This window comes from Streptomyces sp. R302 (assembly GCF_012927245.1).
Classification (GTDB): domain Bacteria; phylum Actinomycetota; class Actinomycetes; order Streptomycetales; family Streptomycetaceae; genus Streptomyces.
Window position 1 is genome coordinate 61943 of record NZ_JABBGE010000005.1, and the last position, 16196, is coordinate 78138.

The following is a 16196-nucleotide window of genomic DNA, read 5'->3' on the forward strand; positions in this document are numbered from 1 at the left end:
GGAGTCCCCGTGCCCACGTACAACAGCCTCATCTCTCGCGACGCCAGCAACGACCCGCTGGTCCCGACCCCCGTCAGCGCCGAGATCATCCAGGAGCTGCCGGCGCAGTCCGCGATCCTGCAGCGCGCCGCGCGGGTGCCGATGTCGGCGAAGTCCCAGCGGCAGCCCGTGCTCGACGTCATGCCGCTCGCGTACTTCGTCGGCGGGGACACCGGCCTCAAGCAGACCTCGGCGCAGGACTGGAAGAACGTCGACCTGGTCGCCGAGGAGATCGCCGCGATCGTCCCGATCCCCGAGGCGTACCTCGACGACGCCCAGATGCCGATCTGGGGCCAGGTCAAGCCGCGGCTGACCGAGGCGATCGGCGCCCTCCTCGACGGCGCCTGCCTCTTCGGCATCAACAAGCCGTCGACCTGGTCGCCGTCGGTGTACTCCTCCGCCGTCGCCGCCGGCAACGCCACGATCGCGGGCACCGGCGACGACTTCGCGCAGGACGTCACCGTGGTCGCCGAGAAGGTCGCCCAGGACGGCTTCGCCGTGAACGGCTTCGTCTCCCGGGCCGGTCTGACGTGGAAGCTCAACGGTCTCCGGTCCACCGACGGTCACCCGATCTACCAGCCGAACCTCCAGGGCGCGCCGGGCGGCACGCTGTACGGCTACCCGATGTCGGAGCTCACCAACGGCGGCTTCGACACCAGCGAGGCCGAGCTCCTGATGGGCGACTGGCGCAAGGCCATCATCGGCGTCCGCCAGGACATCAGCTTCAAGATGTTCACCGAGGGCGTCATCTCCGACGACGACGGCAAGGTCATCCTCAACCTGATGCAGCAGGACAGCGTGGCCATGCGCGTCGTGGCGCGTTTCGCGTTCGCCACGGCCAACCCGGCGACCCGCCTCAACACCAACAGCGCGACGAGGTCGCCGTTCGGTGTCGTCCAGGCGACCACCGCCGCGAGCTGACGCGTTCTCCGCCGGGCCCCCGTCCGGGCCCGGCGGAGGTTCGCCCGAAGGAGCACCGTCCTTGCGAGTCCTCGCGATGCTGCATGCCTACCCGCCCGCCCACAACGCGGGCGCCGAGTGGGCCGCCCACTCCCTGCTGCGGGAGCTTGCCGCCCGCGGCCACCAGGTCGACGTCCTGCTCTCGCAGGCCGCGGCCGCCGACGCCCCGTACGACCTCGACGGCGTCGCCGTCCACCCCTACCGGGGCAAGGGCGACCCGTCACCCTGGCTGTGCGGTGACGGCCGCGCCGACGCCATCGTCACCCACCTGGAGAACACCGCGCGCGCGTCGATCCTCGGTGAGCTGAACCGGATCCCGGTGGTGCACCTGCTCCACAACACCTACGAGAAGTCGAAGGCGTGGCTGGCCAAGGGCCGTCCGGCGCTCGTCGTCCACAACACGGACTGGATGCGGGCCGACGTCGAGGCGTGGTGGCAGATCCACCGCAGCAGCTACCCGATACCCTCCAGCATCACCGTCCGGCCGCCGGTCGCCGTCGCCGACTACGAGGCCACCCGCGGCGGCTGCATCACCCTCATCAACCTCACCGCCGAGAAGGGCGCCCACACTTTCTACCGGCTCGCCGAGGCCATGCCGAAGCGCAAGTTCCTCGGCGTCATCGGCGGCTACGGCAAGCAGATCGTCCGCGACGACCTCCCCAACGTCGAGATCGCCCCGCACACCCCCGGACACCGCATGCGCGACGAGGTGTACGGGCGCACCCGCGTCCTTTTGACCCCGTCCGACTACGAGTCGTACGGCCGCGTCGCCGTCGAGGCGATGTGCTCCGGGATCCCCGTCATCGCCCACCCCACCCCCGGGCTGAGGGAGTCCCTTGGTGAGGCCGGCACCTTCTGCGACCGCGACGACACCGGCGCCTGGGCGGCGGCCATCCGCCGCATCACCAGCCCCAGGATCTACCCCGGCATGGCGAAGGCCGCCCGCGCCCGCGCCGAAGCACTCGACCCCAGCACCGATCTCGACACCTGGTGCACCAGCATGGAGGAGGTGGCGCGACGTGGCCGCCTTGGCCGACACGACTGACCTCGAGGCCCGCCTCGGCCGGCCGCTCATGACCGCAGAAGCCGCGCGGGCCGCTGCGCTCCTCGATGACGCGTCCGCCGAGATCCGTACCTTCACCGGGCTGTCCTTCTCCCGGGTCGACGATGCCGAGGTGGTCCTGCGGGCCCAGCTCGGCGAGATCCGGCTGCCGCAGCGGCCGGTCATCGGCGTGAAGTCGGTGACCGCGATCGGTGCCGGCGGCGCGCCCGACGTGGCCGTTGTCGGCTGGCAGTGGGACGGCCTCGACATCATCCGCGTCGCCTCCTGCAGCCCGTCCATCAACCTGCCCGAGGCGTGGTACGACGAGGACGTCGACGCGTACCCGGGGACCTATCGGGTGGTGTACAGCTACGGCGACGCCGAGGCGCCCGCGATCATCGTCACGGTTGCGTGCCGGATGGTGCTGCGTACGCTGACGGCGCCCACGATGGCCGGCGGCGTCGTCGGCGAGACGATCGGCCCGTACACGTACCGGACGGACGGCTCCGGCGCCGGCACTGCGGTGACGATGACGGACGAGGACCGCAAGATGCTGGTCCTCGGCGGCTTCCGGCAGACGGTCCGGACGAGCATTGCGAGGTACCGGTGATCGGGCACCTGCGGGTCGTCGCCCGCGTGCACGCTTACCCGCCCCACCACAACGCGGGCGCGGAGTGGATGCTCCACGAGATGCTTCGCGCCCTGGTCGTCCGCGGCCACCGCGCGGAGGTGTGGCTGTCCCAGTGGCCCGGCAGCAGCGAGCCGTACGAGGTGGACGGCGTCCACGTGGTGCCCCCGCAGCCGGGCCGCGCGTACGAGATGACTGCCCGACGGGCCGGCGTCCTGATCAGCCACCTGGAGAACGTGCCGGACGCAGCCTCGCTGGCCCGCGGCTACGGCATCCCGCACATCGTGATCTGCCACAACACCTTCGACCTCACGTGGCAGCCGCTCGTCACCGGGTCGACGACCGCGGCCGTGGTCAACTCCGAGTGGATGCGGGCTGTCGCCGAGGAGAAGTTCACCGGCGCGGCGGCGTTCCGGCCCGGGCAGCTGCTCGTGGTCCGGCCACCGGTCCACCCCGAGGCCTACGCGACCCGTCCCGGCGACGCCATCACCCTCATCAACTGCACCTCCACCAAGGGCGTCGGCGTGCTCGCCGAGCTCGCGCTGCGCATGCCGAACCGCCGGTTCCTCGCGGTCCTCGGCGGGTACGGCGAGCAGCAGCCGCCCGCGGACCTGCCCAACGTCGAGGTCGTCGAGCACCTCGACGGGCACCGGATGCGGGACGAGGTGTACGGGCGCACCAGGGTGCTGCTGATGCCGTCGGACTACGAGTCGTGGGGGAGAGCAGGGGTCGAGGCGATGGCCTCCGGGATCCCGGTCATCGCCCACCCCACGCCGGGGCTGCGGGAGTCCCTCGGCCAGGCTGGCATCTTCTGCGACCGCGACGACATCGACGCCTGGGCGAAGGCGATCGAGGGCCTCGACGAGCCGGGCGTTTACCGGGCGGCCGGACGGCGGTCGAAGGCCCGGTCGAAGGCCCTGGACCCGGCGGGGGACCTGGACGGCTGGTGCCGAATGGTCGAGGAGGTGGGGCGTGCGCGCGCTTCCGTACGGTGAGACCGTCACCATCCTGCGGCCCGGGCCGCCGACCCAGGACATCTACGGTAACGACGTTCCGGGCCCGGACACGGAGATCCTGGTCGCCGGATGTGCGCTCGAGCCGGTTGACGGCACGGGCGCCGGTGCGAACGAGATCACCGACGGCCGCGACACGGTCATCTCCGGCATGCTGGTGTCCTTCCCGTACGGCACGGAGGTGCGTGCGACGGACCGGGCCCGCATCGGCACCGACGTGTACGAGGTGTACGGCGAGAGCGAGCCCGGCTACGGGCAGGGCTACCGGTCTCCGTTCACCGGGTCGCAGGGCCCGGTCGTCGTCCGCATGACCCTGATCACGGGGTAGTGGCCCCGCGCGCCCGCTCGACGGCCGCCAGCAGCTTCTCCGCGACTGCGTTGTGCTTCCGGCGGATCGACAGCGAGTACGGATCGGACTGCGGCGGCCGGCCGCCCACCAGCGGCCCCCGCACCTCCGCCGCCGGCAGCGTCCCCGGGACCACGAGCTGTACGTATCCGTGGAAGGCCCAGGTCGCCGGCTTCATCCGTGTGCTGGTGACGTCCGCCGCCCGGATCCGGGTCTCGCGGGCCGTCTGGCCGACCTCCTTCTTCGTGATCGTCACCCACTCCCCGTCGAAATCGATCCGACCCAGGACGCCGGGCACGGTGATCGCGATTTCCCCCATTTACCCCTCCTCATACCGGAATTGAGGTGGCTGATCCTATGGCAGCCCGCGTCCGTCCGTCCTACACAGGCATCGGAAAGCTTCTGCGGTCCGAGATGATCCGCCGCGAGATGGTCCGGCGCGCCGAGCTCATCAAGGCGACTGCGGAGTCCATCGCGCCGGTCGGTGGCCCGGGCGACCCGCACAGGGGCCTGTACCAGCGGTCCTTCGGCGTGACGTCGACGTCACGCGGCGGCCGGCGCCGCGACCGCGCCGTCGCCTACGTCACCAACGCGGCGCCGTACGCCCGCTGGGTCGAGTACGGCACCGAACGGGTGCCCGCCTACCACGTCCTGCTGCGGGCGGCGTCCACGTCCGGAGGCGGCTGATGGCCGTCTGGCCCGACCTGGAGGTCGAGCTCGTCGCCTACCTCACCGCCCGCCGGGCGGTGCGGGTGCTCACCGAGCTTCCGGCGAACCTCGGAGACATCCTCCCGGTCGTCCAGGTGCAGCGGCTGCCCGGCGGCGGCGATGACGGCTTCCGCCTCGACCGGGCCCTGGTCGGCGTCGACGTCTACGCGGCCACCCGCGGCGACGCCTCCACCCTCGCCGAACTCGTCCGCGACGACCTCATCAACCACTTGCCCGGCACCGCGACCGCACGCGCCGTCTTCGGCCGCGTTGCCACCGTGTCCGCGCCCTCCTGGCGTCCGTACGAGAACCCGGGCCTGCGTAGGTCCGGTGCCACGTACGAGGTGTTCTTCCACGCGGTGCCCTGACCGGCAGCGTGCCGCGCCCCGCGCCATCACCCATCCCCACCGACCCCGCGCCGCGGGGTCTTCGCATGTCTGGAGACCACGATGGTCAACATCACCAGGGCGGCGGACCTCATGGAGGTCGGCGCCAACGGAGGCGGCTGGGCAGCCCCGCTCGGCACCGCGTCCCCCGGCGACCCGCTCGTCCAGCCGCTCGCCCCCTGGGCGCCGCTCGGCGGTATCTCGGAGGACGGCCTCACCCAGGGCTTCGACGAGGAGTCCCAGGAGTACACCCCCTGGGGCTACACCTCGCCGATCCGCACCACCATCACCAAGTCGCTGCGTACCTTCAAGATCACGGTGTGGGAGACAGGCCGGGTCATAGTCCGGTCCCTGCAGTACCGCCTCCCGCTCGTCGACCTCGAGCCGGTCGCCGGCCTGACCTCCTTCGCGGAGACCGCGTCCCCGCTCCCGGACCGCCGGACCTTCTGGTTCCTCGTGATGGACGGCGCAACGAACCTGGGCTTCTACGTGCCCGAGGGAGAGATCAGCGACAGGGCCGACGTCGTCCACAAGCAAGACCAGATGGCCGGCTTCGAATGGACCATCACCGCCTACCCGGACACCGCGGGCAACACGGTCTACCACGCCGACCGCGTCCCGGAGACCCCGGTCTACACCGGGTCCTGATCGGGTGGGCGGGCCCACAAGGGGTCTGGCGCGGGCCGGGCCCGCCCACCTTCCTCACCATCCACACCACGCGCCGCACACTGAACTGGAGGCCCGCGCCATGGGCGACACCACTCGTACCACCACGAGCCGGCGGACGACCGCCCGCCGCACTGACACCACCGACCGGCGTCCCGCCGACGACCACCTCGACGAGACCGAGACGGACACCGTCTCCGCCGACGAGGCCCAGGAGGCCGAGGCCACCGGCCGGCACGTCACCGCGACGCTGTGCGGCGAGGACGTCCGCGTCATCCCGCCGGCGGCCTGGCGGCAGTCGTGGCAGAGGCTCCTCAACCAGGGCCAGATCGATGCCTTCGCCGCGATCGTCCTCCATGAGGACGACTACGAGCTCTACCTCGAACTCGACCCGACAAACGAGGAGTTCGGCGACATGATCGGCGAAGCGGCCGAGCGGGCCGGTGAGAGCCTGGGGAAATCGCGTGGACCCGCGACGTCGTCGCGACGCACGCGGAGGAGGTAGAGGCCGACCTCGCGCACTGGTACCCGCGCGACGCCGACCAGCTCGACGCCTACTGGCGCGGCGAGATGACCACACGCCGTCTTCGCGTCCTCATCCAGGGCCTCCCCCTGGAGTCCGGGACCAAGACCGCGATGCGCAACGCGCTCTCGGCGGAAGAGCTCGCCCGCCAGGCCGAGCAAGGCGAGCCCGAGAAGGGAAGCTGGTCCCAGACCGAACTCCTCCTCGCCACCGTCCATGACGCAGTCCGCAGGGTCGAACACGTCCTGATCTGCGCCAACAGCGAGAAGGGAAAGCGGCCCCCCGCGCCCGAGCCGATGCGCCGCCCCGGTGTCGCACCGAAGAAGCGCGCCGCTGCGAAGCTCGACGAAGCCGGCGCCGAACGCCTCTTCCACATGCTCAACCCCGGGGGCTGACCCCGGACAGTTCACACCCCTTGACGGCCCGACGGGTCGCACACACAGGAGAGGGGGTCTCCTGTGGCGATCACCGTCGGGTCCGTCGAGGTCGACATCGTCCCGAGCGCGCAGGGATTCCAGCAGCGCCTTCGGGCCGCCCTCGTCCCGCCGGCCAACCAGATCGGCCAGCAGGTCGGCCAGATCATCGGTCAGCGGATCTCCCTCCAGGTGGCCGACTCGGTCCAGGACGGCATCACCGCGGGTGGCCGCCAGGCCCGCCCGGCCGCCGCCCGCCAGGGATCCGACACCGCCGGCGCCTTCGCCCGCTCCATGCGCGCACGCCTGGAGCGGGCGTACCGCTCCATGCCGCGGCTCGACGTCCGCATCGACGACACCGGTGTCGACGCAGACCTCGCGCGCCTGCGGGCCCGGATGGAGACCCTGTCCAACCGGCGGATCGGCATCGACGTCGACACGGCGGCGGCCGCCGCCGAGATCGCCGACATCGAGGAGCGACTTCGCCGGATCGGCTCCGCCCACCCCGACGTCTCGGTCCGCGCCGACACCGCGGCCGCACGGGCCGCGCTCGCCGAGATCCGCCAGGAGATCGACCGCGTCAGCGTCGACCCTGCCCGCATCCGGGTCGAGACCGACGGGACCTTCGGCCAGCGGCTGCGCGCCGCTGTCCAGGCCGCCGAGGCGGCGCTCCCGAACATCAACATCGAGGCGGACAGCACGGCCGCCGAGGTCCAGATCGCGCGCCTGCGGGCCCAGCTCACGGCGCTGCGGGACGTCCGCGTCGGTGTCGACATCGACGCCACCACCGCCTCCACACAGATCGCCGCGATCCAGGCCCAGCTGCAGGCCCTGTCCGCGTCCGACGCCGACGTCGCCGTCCGCGTCGACGCCGGCGCCGCCACCGCACAGCTCGCCGCCGTCCAGGCCATGGTGTCCGCGCTCGACGGACGCGAGATCGACATCCGTGTCGACACCAGCGGTGCCACCTCCGCCCTCCTCCAGCTGGGCGTCGGCATCGGCGGCGTCGCCGCGCTACCCGCCATCCCGGCCATCGCGGCCGGTATCGGCGCGATCGCCTCGGCCGCCTTCGTCGCGGCCGGAGCAGTCGCCGCGCTCGGCGCCGTCGCGGTGCCCGCCTTCATCGGCATCGCCAAGGCGCTCCAAGCCGAGAAGGCAGCCCAGGACGCCGCGACCAACGCCTCCCTGCGCGGCGGACAGGCTGCCGCGCAGGCCGCGAGCCAGGCCCAGGCCCGCGCCCTACAGATGGCCGGCGCGCAGCAAGCCCTCGCCACCGCCGAACGCAATGGGGCCAGGCAGATCGCCCAGGCACAGAACCAGGTCCGCCAGGCCCGCCGCGCCGTCACCGACGCCACCAAGCAGGCAGCCGAACAGCAGACCCGCGCCCTGCGCGCCATCGCGGACGCCGAGGACGCCCTCGTTCGCGCGCAGGAAGACGCCATCCGCGTACAGAAAGACCTCACCCGCGCGCAGCAGGACCTCACCCGCGCGCAGGAAGACCTCACCCGCGCCCGCAAGGAAGCGGCCGACCAGCTCGAGGACATGCAGACCCGGCTCGCTGGGGCCGAACTCTCCCAGCGCGACGCGACCCTCTCTGTCAAGGAGGCCGAGCTCGAGCTCCAGCAGGTCAAGAACAAGGGCAGCAAGGCCACCGAACTCGAGGTCGCCCGTGCCCAGCTCGCCTACGACCAGGCTGTCCAGCGGCTGAAGGACCAGACGGCCGAAACCGAGGAGCTGCGGCAGAAGACCGCGGACGCAGCCAAGGCCGGCGTCGAAGGATCCGACACCGTCCGTGACGCGCAGGAGCGCCTCATGGACCAGCAGGAGCGGATCGCGGAACAGCGGGATCGCCTTGCGCAGGCCCAGGAGGACGTCCAGGACAAGACGGAGGCCGTCGCCGAGGCCCAGCAGGCTGCGGCGCGCGCCCAGGTCGACTCCGCAGAGCAGGTGGCCCGGGCGCAGGAGCGGGTCGGGGAGGCAACGGAGAACGTCGCCGTCGCCCAGCAGGCTGCGGCGGACGCAGTCGCCTCGGCGCAGCGGCAGATCCAGTCGGCGTCCATCCAGACGGCCGGCAGCGTGGACCAGGCCGCCATCGCCCAGGCCAAGTACCGGCAGGCGCTGGCGGATCTTACCCCCGCGGCCCGAGACACGATGGACTCCTTCGTGTCACTGAAGGACGCCTTCGGCGAGTGGTCGAAGAGCCTGCAGCCGGCAGTCATGCCCATCTTCACGAGGGCGCTCGACGGTCTGAAGAACTCCCTTCCCGGGCTCACGCCGATCGTGCTCGCGGCGGCGGAGGGCATTGAACGCCTCCAGGACCGTGCCTCACGCGGCTTCGACAGCCCGTGGTGGAAATCGTTCAAGGCGGACTTCACCGACGCTGTGATCCCGGCGATCGAAGGGCTGGGCGCCGCGTTCGGGAACACTTTCGTGGGCATGGCCGGCGTCCTGCAGGCCTTCTTCCCGCACATGGACAGCATCTCCTCGCGGATGCAGTCCATCACCGACCGGTTCGCGAGCTGGGGCACCAGCCTCAAGGGCTCGCCCGCGTTCGAGCGCTTCCTGCAGTACGCCTCGCAGACAGGACCGACGGTCGCCGAGGCGATGGGAGACATCGGGGGCGGGCTCCTGTCCGTGGCCCAGGCCCTCAAGCCGCTTTCCGAGCCCCTCCTGCAGACCATCGGCACGCTCTTCCGCCTGCTGGGAGAGATCGCCGAGACACTGCCGTGGCTGATCCAGACCTTCTACGCCTGGTGGATCATCACGAGGCTCTTCACCCTCGCGATGATCGCGTTCAACCTTGCACTCGCGGCGAACCCGATCACGCTCATTGTGCTCGCAGTTCTCGGACTGGTCGCAGCAATTGTCTACTGCTACCAGGAATTCCAGTGGTTCCGCGACATCGTCACGGCCGTCTGGCAGGGAATTCAGGCAGCCGCGATCTGGGCGTGGCAGAACGTACTCAAGCCGGTTTTCGACGGAATCGTACTCGCCCTCAAGACCGTCGGGGAATGGGCTGTTTGGCTGTGGGAAGTGATTCTCAAGCCGACATGGGACGCCATCGTTCTCGCAGCGCAGATCCTCATCACCGGAATCCTCACTCTCCTCGTCTTGCCGTTCGTATTGGCTTTCCAGCTCATAGCGACCTGGGCGACGTGGCTGTGGGAATCGATCCTCGAGCCGGTCTTCACGTCGATCGCTGACAAGGCGCGCTGGCTGTGGGAGGTTGTCCTCAAGCCGACCTGGGCGGCGATCAAGGCGGGCCTCAAGGGCCTGGGCGAACTGGCGGTCTGGGTCTGGAAGTACATGATCCAACCGGTCTTCACCATGATCGCGGACAAGGCACGCTGGCTCTGGATCAACATTCTCAAGCCGACCTGGGAAGCGACCAGGACCGGCCTGAGGGGCCTCGGCGACATCGTCATGTGGGTCTGGAAGAACGTCATTTCCCCAGTTTTCGGATGGATCGCCGACAAGGGCCGCTGGCTGTGGACCAAGGCCTTGAAGCCCGCCTTCGACGGGATGAAGGAGGGAATCAAGGCGGTAGGTAAATCCTTCGAATCCGCCAGGGACTTCATTGCCAAGGCCTGGGGCAAGATCGCGGACATTGCGAAGAAGCCGGTGGCCTTCGTAGTCGACAAGATCTACAACGGGGCGATCGTGCCCACCTGGAATCTGATCGCCGGTGCATTCGGCGCCCCCAAGATCAGCAAGATGGAACTCAAGGGCTGGGCCACAGGTGGAGTCCTACCCGGCTACACCCCCGGCCGCGACGTCCACACCTTCCTCTCCCCGACCGGCGGTGGCCTCGAACTCTCCGGAGGAGAGGCCATCATGCGCCCCGAATGGACCCGCGCCGTGGGCTCCGGATTCGTCAACTCCATGAACCAGATCGCACGTTCACGCGGCACCAACGGGGTCAAGGAAGCACTCGCCCCCGTCTTCGGAGGCAACCCCGACACCCCGACCGAGCCCCAGCGCTTCGCGAGCGGCGGCATCTTCTCCTGGATCGGCAACACCGCAGCCGGCGTCGGATCCGCGGCTTGGAGCAAGGTCAAGGGCGTCGCCGACTGGATCACGGACAGCATCGGCGACAGCGCCCGCGCAGGCCTCAACACGGTTGTCGACCCCCTGCTGGCGTCCTTCCCCGGCGCCGACACCTCCTTCGGCCGCATGATCCGCCGCATTCCCCGCCGGATCGTCGACTCGATCTTCGGCTACTCCGACGAGGCAGACAAGCGCGGAGCAGACACCATCGGCGGCCCCCGCATCCAAGCCGCCCTCAACTGGGCACGCACCCAGAACGGCCTGCCGTACCAGTGGGGCGGCAACGGGAACCCCTCCTGGGACTGCTCCGGATTCCTGTCCGCCATCGAATCCGTGATCCGCGGCGAAGCCCCCCACCGGCGATGGTCCACGATGGCCTTCAACGGGAAGACCGCCCCACCGGGATGGGTCCGCGGCGCCAACAGTCCCTTCACTATCGGGATCACCAACAGCGGCGTCGGCCACACCGCCGGCACCCTCGGCGGCGTCAACGTGGAGTCCCGCGGCGGCGACGGCGTGATCGTCGGTCCCCGCGCCCGCGGCAGCAACAGCATGCTGTTCACCGACGTGTACGGCTTCATGCCGGCCGCGTCCTACGACAGCGGCGGTTACCTCCAGCCCGGCATGAACTTGGCTTTCAACGGCACCGGCCGCCCGGAACCGGTCCTGACGGTCGGCCAGTTCGACGCCCTCGCGCGCTCAGCACAGGGGCCCGGGCTCGGCGACCTCGAGCTCAACGTGTACATCGGCGACCAGCCAGTACGCGACATCGCCCGCGCCGAGGTCCGCACCGCCACCGGCGAGCTCATCCAGGTCCTCAACGCGGGAGGTGGACGCTGATGGCCATCCCGGGCAACTTCCTGTCGCTCGCGACATCGACTCTCGAGCCGAATGTGACCGGCTGGACGCCGCTGCTCAACTGCACGATCAGCAGGGCGACCGGCGGCACCGCATCCGACGGCTGCCTGCAGGTGAGGTCGGTCGCCGGCGGCGAGATGCGATGCCGGACATCCGCCAACTACGCGGTCCTCCCCGGTGTGGAGTATCTCGTCCTGGCGGACGCCTCCGGCGCCACCGTCCCCGAACGCATCGGGATCCGCTGGCTCACCTCGGCCTCCACCGAGATCAGCATCACCTGGTCGCTCACCACCGCGACGGCGTCCGCGGCGTGGCACCGCATTGCTGTCGCCGGCTACGCCCCGGTGGACGCCGCCTTCGCCCAAGTCGTCGTCAGCTCCACACCGGCCGCCGGCGCTGTGAACAGCCTCTTCGACAACTTGTACTTGGGGCTGCCCCAGAGGACGACGGGCAACCTGCTGTCCGCGAACGCCGAGACCCACGAGAGGGCCGCGAACTGGGAGTACACCGCCGGCACCAACAGCACCATCACGCGGGCCGTCCCCATGGTGAACTGGCCGGCCACGTTCTACCTGGCCGGCGGACACGTCGCCGCGATGACCGTGACCGCGAACGGAGACGCGGACTTCCGCTGCACCGAGACACCGGTCGTCACCCCGGGCACCGAGTACGAGGCGTACGGCTACCTGCAGCCTCCGACGTCCGGGACCGCCGCCTGGATCGAACTCCGCTTCTTCGACGGGGTGGGCGCGCAGATCCAGGCCACTCGCGCCGTGCTTTCAGCACCGGGCACGGGCTGGTACCGGCAGCGGGTCTCCGCCATCGCCCCGACCGGCGCCGAGACAGCCGGACTCGCGTTCGGACTGGCGGGCGCCACAGCCGGACAGATCATGCGCCTGGACACCGTCGTGATCCTGGCTGCCTCCCGGCCCCAAGCAGGCAGCATTGTCCCCCTCAGCGACGCCGACTTCGAGTTCGGAATCGGCTCGTGGACGACAGTGTCGGGTGCCGCCACGCTCAGCCGCACAACCCCCTGGGGTACAGCCGCCCGCCGAGGCTCCTACTCCATGACGGTGAGCTCGGCCACGGCCACCGCCTCTGTCATCCGGACCGGCCAGTACACCCTCGCGACGACCGACACCCACCGCGCGGTGATCGAGGTACTCGTAGGTGCCGGGGGATGGACCGTGGCCACCGGGGTCCGCTTTTACGACGACGTCGGCACCGAGATCTCCTCCAGCTCCTCGTCGACGATTCCGATCCCTGGGGCGGGCTGGTGGTTCATCGCGTCCACCTCGGACCCGCCCCCCAACGCGGTGAAGGTCGCCCTCGAGTACACCGTCACCGCGACGGCTCCCTCGTCCACGCTGCGCGTCGACCAGGTCAGCTACTTCCCGGCGCTGCCGCTCTTCGAAGCGAACCCGAAGGAGGAGACCGCCTCGGTCGATCTCGTTGTCCGCGAACTCGAGGTCGGCAATGAGTTGAGCCTGTGGCGTACGACACCAACCGGGGAACGCACCTTTGTCCGCGGTCCTGACGGCCTCATCGACCGGACGCTCATCACGGACACCCAGTTCCTCGTCCAGGACTACGAAGCGCCACTCGGCGTCCTGATCAGCTATACCCACGAGACGTACGAGGTCGGAACTACCGCACCGGACCGCTTCAGCGTTCAGACCGCGACGATTCCGGCCGGCGACCCCAACTTCAGCTGGCTGAAGGATCCGAGCTCACCCCAGCGGAACCTGCGCGTCCTGACCGAGAAGGCACCGGACTGGCAGCGGAGCGTCGTACAGGGCGAGCACCGTGTCCGTGGCCGACGCAACTCCATCATCTTCAGCGACGTCCGAGGAGGGCTGGAAGGCGAACTCCGGATCTGGACCCGGTCCGATGACGAGCGCAAGAGTCTGCACTGGCTCCTCGACCCGGGCCGGATCCTGCTGTGGCAGGCCGTACCCGGCATGGGCATCGACGACGTATACGTGGCCGTAGGGCAAGTGGTCGAAGGCCGCACCGTACCGCAGGCCCAGGAACTCTGGAGGTCCTGGACGCTGCCCCTACGACAGGTCGACATGCCTGCAGCACTCGGTGTCGCCGGGTCGGCAGACCGCACATGGCAGGACATCCTCTCCGAGCACGCCACCTGGGGCGACGTCCTCGCCCGCTTCGAGACATGGGAAGACGTCTTCCTCAACCGGCCGAAGGGGTGACCGCGTGTGTACCCCGTAAGCGACCGGTTCCTGTCTGCTCTGGTGGAATCCCACACGCCGGTCACCGAAGTGGTTCTCTACCGAACAGACGACGTTGTCGAGCACCTGGAGCACACCGGCGGATCCGTCACCGTTGACCGATCCTCAGCGGTCCGCCGAACCTGCACGGTCACCCTGGCCGACCCCAGCCTCATCCCACGTACGGACACCGAGCGGCTCAGCGTCTACGGAGCCCGCCTCAGAATCTCCCGCGGCGTCGACTTCGGAGACGGAAGCCAGGAGCTGGTACCCCTGGGTATCTTCCGGGTGGACGAGATCGGCGGAGACATCGACGAGGGGCCGGTAACTCTCAACGGCAAGTCCCTCGAAGCAGCCGTCGCTGACGACAAGTTCCGGACGCCATGGAGGGCAACGGGCACCGCAGTCAGCGCCGTCACCGCCTTGATCCACCGGACGCTCCCCGACGCGGCCATCGATAGCAGCGCCGCAGCCGACGCCGCCATCGGGCCCCGCACTTGGGACATCGAGGGAGACCCGTGGCAGGCGATCACTGAAATCGCGGCCGCCATCGGCTGCGACGTCTCCACCGACCCCGACGGGGTTTTCGTCATCGCCCCACTGCCTGATCTCTTGAGCGTCACCCCGGTGTGGACGATCGCTGCGGGGGACGGTGGTGCGCTCGTGCAGGCCGAGCGCACCGTGACCGCGGACGGAGTGTTCAACGGCGTGCTGGCCCGAGGCGAGAACGTCGAAGCGGCGGCGGCGCCGGTCAGCGCGCTCGTTGTCGACGACGATCCGGGGTCGCCCACCTATTGGTCCGGGCCATTCGGCCACCGGCCAACCTTCTATTCCTCATCGACCCTCACCACCACAGGCGCCTGCACAGCCGCCGCAACGCTGAAGCTGCGGGCCGCTAAGGCGCCCAACTCGTCGGCGAACATCTCCTCCCTGCCCAATCCCGCACTCGCCCCCGGCGACGTGATCCGTGTGGTCTATGCGGACGGCACAGCCGAGCTGCACCAGATCGCTTCCTTCCCCGTCCCGCTGGACGTTACCGGCGACATGACCTTGCAGACCATCAGTGGAAAGGAGGGCGCGTGAGTTCACTGACCCGGGACCTGGCCGCAGCACTACGGCGGTCAGCGGTCACCGCCGGCGCCGACGAGCCATCCGTGCGGGGCAGCGACTGGCGGCTCGCCACCGTGGCCACCGTGGGGACAAACGGCACGGTCACCACCGCCGACGGCATCATCGCCCGCCGCCTCCAGTCCTACACCGGCCCCGCCGTCGACGACCTGATCGTCATCACCCGCTCCTCGGCCGGCTCCTGGCTCGCCGCGGGCAAACTCGAAAGCGGCAACGACAGCTGGACCGCGCTGACACTCGCCGCAGGCTGGGCGCCGCAGGGCAACTACTACGTGCCCGCCTACCGGCTCTATAGCGACGGGACCGCTGGCCTGTCCGGCATGGCCGTCCTCTCCGGCGCACTCGCGAGCGGCACCGTGGTCACCACCCTGCCTACCGTCGCCCGGCCTGCGGCACAGGTCCGCTTCACCGCGCAGGTCGCAATCGGATTCTTCGGCGTGATGACGATCCTGACCAACGGCCAGGTCCAGCTCGGAGACTTCTCCGGCACGCTTTCGCCCACCGGCAACAAATGGGCCCAATTCGATGTCGCCGCGCGGTACCGGCGCCTGACCTGAGAGGACCCCGATGCCCACCGACAGCTCAGGCCAGTCGATCACCCTGCCCGCGCTCACCGACCCTCCCAACATCACTACACTCGCCGTGGCCATGCAGTCCATCCTCGACCGCGCCGTACCCCGCTTCGCGTCGGCCGCGGCCCGCGCGGCGACACTCACCTCGCCGGCCGAGGGCATGATGTCATGGCTCCAGGACGTCAACAGGCTCGACGTTTACACCGGCTCCGCATGGTCGCCGGTCCTCGCCGGAGGTGCCTGGCAGTCCTACAACCCCGCGTGGACCGCGTCCGTCGCGAACCCCACGCTGGGAAACGGGAGCATCGCCGGCGAGTACTCGCGGGTCGGAGACCAGGTCACCTTCAGTGCGAAGATCACCACGGGTAGCAGCACCACCTACGGATCCGGCCCCTGGTCGATCTCCCTACCGGTCCAGGCCGCCGTCACCGTCGACATGATCGGCAACGTGATGGTCGGCGACGCGACCGGGACGTCGCTGTACAGCATGGGCGCCGCCTACATTCCCGCCGGCGGCCAGACTGCCAGCCTCTACGCAGGCGGCCTCCATGATGGTGCGCTCATCAGCGCCACCTTCCCCCAAAGCTGGGCCGCCGGTGACCGCCTCTGGGTCTCCGGCACCTACCGGGCCCTGTAGCC

The 16196-nt window shown here is 69.8% G+C and carries 16 protein-coding genes; 15 read left to right on the forward strand and 1 reads right to left on the reverse strand.

The features are described 5' to 3' along the window. Positions 1 to 9 precede the first annotated feature (9 nt). The 5 genes from HHL19_RS16620 to HHL19_RS16640 all read left to right on the forward strand — a co-directional run bounded on the left by HHL19_RS16620 (position 10) and on the right by HHL19_RS16640 (position 4010). Positions 10 to 960 (forward strand): phage major capsid protein, encoded by a 951-nt coding sequence (locus tag HHL19_RS16620; protein ID WP_169090315.1) that lies wholly within the window; start codon positions 10 to 12, stop codon positions 958 to 960. Between the two features lie 61 nt (positions 961 to 1021). Further along, positions 1022 to 2044, forward strand: a complete 1023-nt coding sequence (locus tag HHL19_RS16625) for a glycosyltransferase family 4 protein (RefSeq protein ID WP_169090317.1) — start codon at positions 1022 to 1024, stop codon at positions 2042 to 2044. Continuing rightward, complete coding sequence (locus tag HHL19_RS16630; RefSeq protein WP_169090319.1) at positions 2028 to 2651, forward strand: hypothetical protein; 624 nt, start codon at positions 2028 to 2030, stop codon at positions 2649 to 2651. The genes HHL19_RS16625 and HHL19_RS16630 overlap by 17 nt, the downstream gene beginning before the upstream one ends. Next, positions 2648 to 3664: a glycosyltransferase family 4 protein gene (locus HHL19_RS16635; RefSeq protein WP_346768583.1), complete on the forward strand. Its 1017-nt coding sequence runs from the start codon at positions 2648 to 2650 to the stop codon at positions 3662 to 3664. Before HHL19_RS16630 ends, HHL19_RS16635 begins: the two co-directional genes overlap by 4 nt. Beyond that, positions 3642 to 4010 carry a hypothetical protein gene (locus HHL19_RS16640; protein ID WP_169090321.1) on the forward strand — a complete coding sequence of 123 codons (369 nt, stop codon included), beginning with the start codon at positions 3642 to 3644 and terminating at the stop codon, positions 4008 to 4010. The genes HHL19_RS16635 and HHL19_RS16640 overlap by 23 nt, the downstream gene beginning before the upstream one ends. Here the strand turns inward: HHL19_RS16640 and HHL19_RS16645 are convergent. Then, entirely contained in the window at positions 4000 to 4347 is a 348-nt protein-coding gene (locus tag HHL19_RS16645) for a DUF4429 domain-containing protein (protein WP_169090323.1), read from the reverse strand. The two genes, HHL19_RS16640 and HHL19_RS16645, sit on opposite strands and share 11 nt — an antisense overlap. Positions 4348 to 4385: 38 nt before the next feature. Between HHL19_RS16645 and HHL19_RS16650 the strand changes: the two genes are divergently transcribed. The 10 genes from HHL19_RS16650 to HHL19_RS16695 all read left to right on the forward strand — a co-directional run bounded on the left by HHL19_RS16650 (position 4386) and on the right by HHL19_RS16695 (position 16194). Then, positions 4386 to 4715 (forward strand): HK97 gp10 family phage protein, encoded by a 330-nt coding sequence (locus HHL19_RS16650; protein WP_169090325.1) that lies wholly within the window; start codon positions 4386 to 4388, stop codon positions 4713 to 4715. Continuing rightward, positions 4715 to 5104: a hypothetical protein gene (locus HHL19_RS16655; protein ID WP_169090327.1), complete on the forward strand. Its 390-nt coding sequence runs from the start codon at positions 4715 to 4717 to the stop codon at positions 5102 to 5104. Before HHL19_RS16650 ends, HHL19_RS16655 begins: the two co-directional genes overlap by 1 nt. Positions 5105 to 5185: 81 nt before the next feature. Further along, on the forward strand, positions 5186 to 5770 hold the full coding sequence (locus HHL19_RS16660) for a phage tail protein (RefSeq protein WP_169090329.1): 585 nt from the start codon (positions 5186 to 5188) through the stop codon (positions 5768 to 5770). A 100-nt stretch (positions 5771 to 5870) separates the two neighbouring features. Next, the gene (locus HHL19_RS16665) at positions 5871 to 6293 is read left to right on the forward strand and encodes a hypothetical protein (protein WP_206325912.1); all 423 of its coding nucleotides are present in this window, start codon (positions 5871 to 5873) and stop codon (positions 6291 to 6293) included. 65 nt (positions 6294 to 6358) lie between these two features. Further along, positions 6359 to 6706: a hypothetical protein gene (locus HHL19_RS16670; protein ID WP_169090331.1), complete on the forward strand. Its 348-nt coding sequence runs from the start codon at positions 6359 to 6361 to the stop codon at positions 6704 to 6706. A gap of 210 nt (positions 6707 to 6916) precedes the next feature. Next, positions 6917 to 11611 (forward strand): hypothetical protein, encoded by a 4695-nt coding sequence (locus HHL19_RS16675; protein WP_206325913.1) that lies wholly within the window; start codon positions 6917 to 6919, stop codon positions 11609 to 11611. After that, positions 11611 to 13839 (forward strand): hypothetical protein, encoded by a 2229-nt coding sequence (locus HHL19_RS16680; protein ID WP_169090335.1) that lies wholly within the window; start codon positions 11611 to 11613, stop codon positions 13837 to 13839. Before HHL19_RS16675 ends, HHL19_RS16680 begins: the two co-directional genes overlap by 1 nt. 6 nt (positions 13840 to 13845) lie before the next feature. Beyond that, positions 13846 to 14940: a DUF5047 domain-containing protein gene (locus HHL19_RS16685; RefSeq protein WP_169090337.1), complete on the forward strand. Its 1095-nt coding sequence runs from the start codon at positions 13846 to 13848 to the stop codon at positions 14938 to 14940. Beyond that, positions 14937 to 15542 (forward strand): hypothetical protein, encoded by a 606-nt coding sequence (locus tag HHL19_RS16690; protein ID WP_169090137.1) that lies wholly within the window; start codon positions 14937 to 14939, stop codon positions 15540 to 15542. The genes HHL19_RS16685 and HHL19_RS16690 overlap by 4 nt, the downstream gene beginning before the upstream one ends. 10 nt (positions 15543 to 15552) lie before the next feature. Beyond that, a complete protein-coding gene (locus HHL19_RS16695) occupies positions 15553 to 16194 on the forward strand; it encodes a hypothetical protein (protein WP_169090339.1) in 642 nt (213 codons plus the stop codon). Positions 16195 to 16196: the final 2 nt, after the last annotated feature.

Bases quoted from the DNA above. Each gene is read 5' to 3' on its own strand.
- HHL19_RS16665 (WP_206325912.1), top strand. From the start codon at position 5,871: ATGGGCGACACCACTCGTACCACCACGAGCCGGCGGACGACCGCCCGC.
- HHL19_RS16660 (WP_169090329.1), top strand. From the start codon at position 5,186: ATGGTCAACATCACCAGGGCGGCGGACCTCATGGAGGTCGGCGCCAAC.
- HHL19_RS16680 (WP_169090335.1), top strand. From the start codon at position 11,611: ATGGCCATCCCGGGCAACTTCCTGTCGCTCGCGACATCGACTCTCGAG.
- HHL19_RS16695 (WP_169090339.1), top strand. From the start codon at position 15,553: ATGCCCACCGACAGCTCAGGCCAGTCGATCACCCTGCCCGCGCTCACC.
- HHL19_RS16670 (WP_169090331.1), top strand. From the start codon at position 6,359: ATGACCACACGCCGTCTTCGCGTCCTCATCCAGGGCCTCCCCCTGGAG.
- HHL19_RS16645 (WP_169090323.1), bottom strand. From the start codon at position 4,347: ATGGGGGAAATCGCGATCACCGTGCCCGGCGTCCTGGGTCGGATCGAT.
- HHL19_RS16650 (WP_169090325.1), top strand. From the start codon at position 4,386: ATGGCAGCCCGCGTCCGTCCGTCCTACACAGGCATCGGAAAGCTTCTG.
- HHL19_RS16655 (WP_169090327.1), top strand. From the start codon at position 4,715: ATGGCCGTCTGGCCCGACCTGGAGGTCGAGCTCGTCGCCTACCTCACC.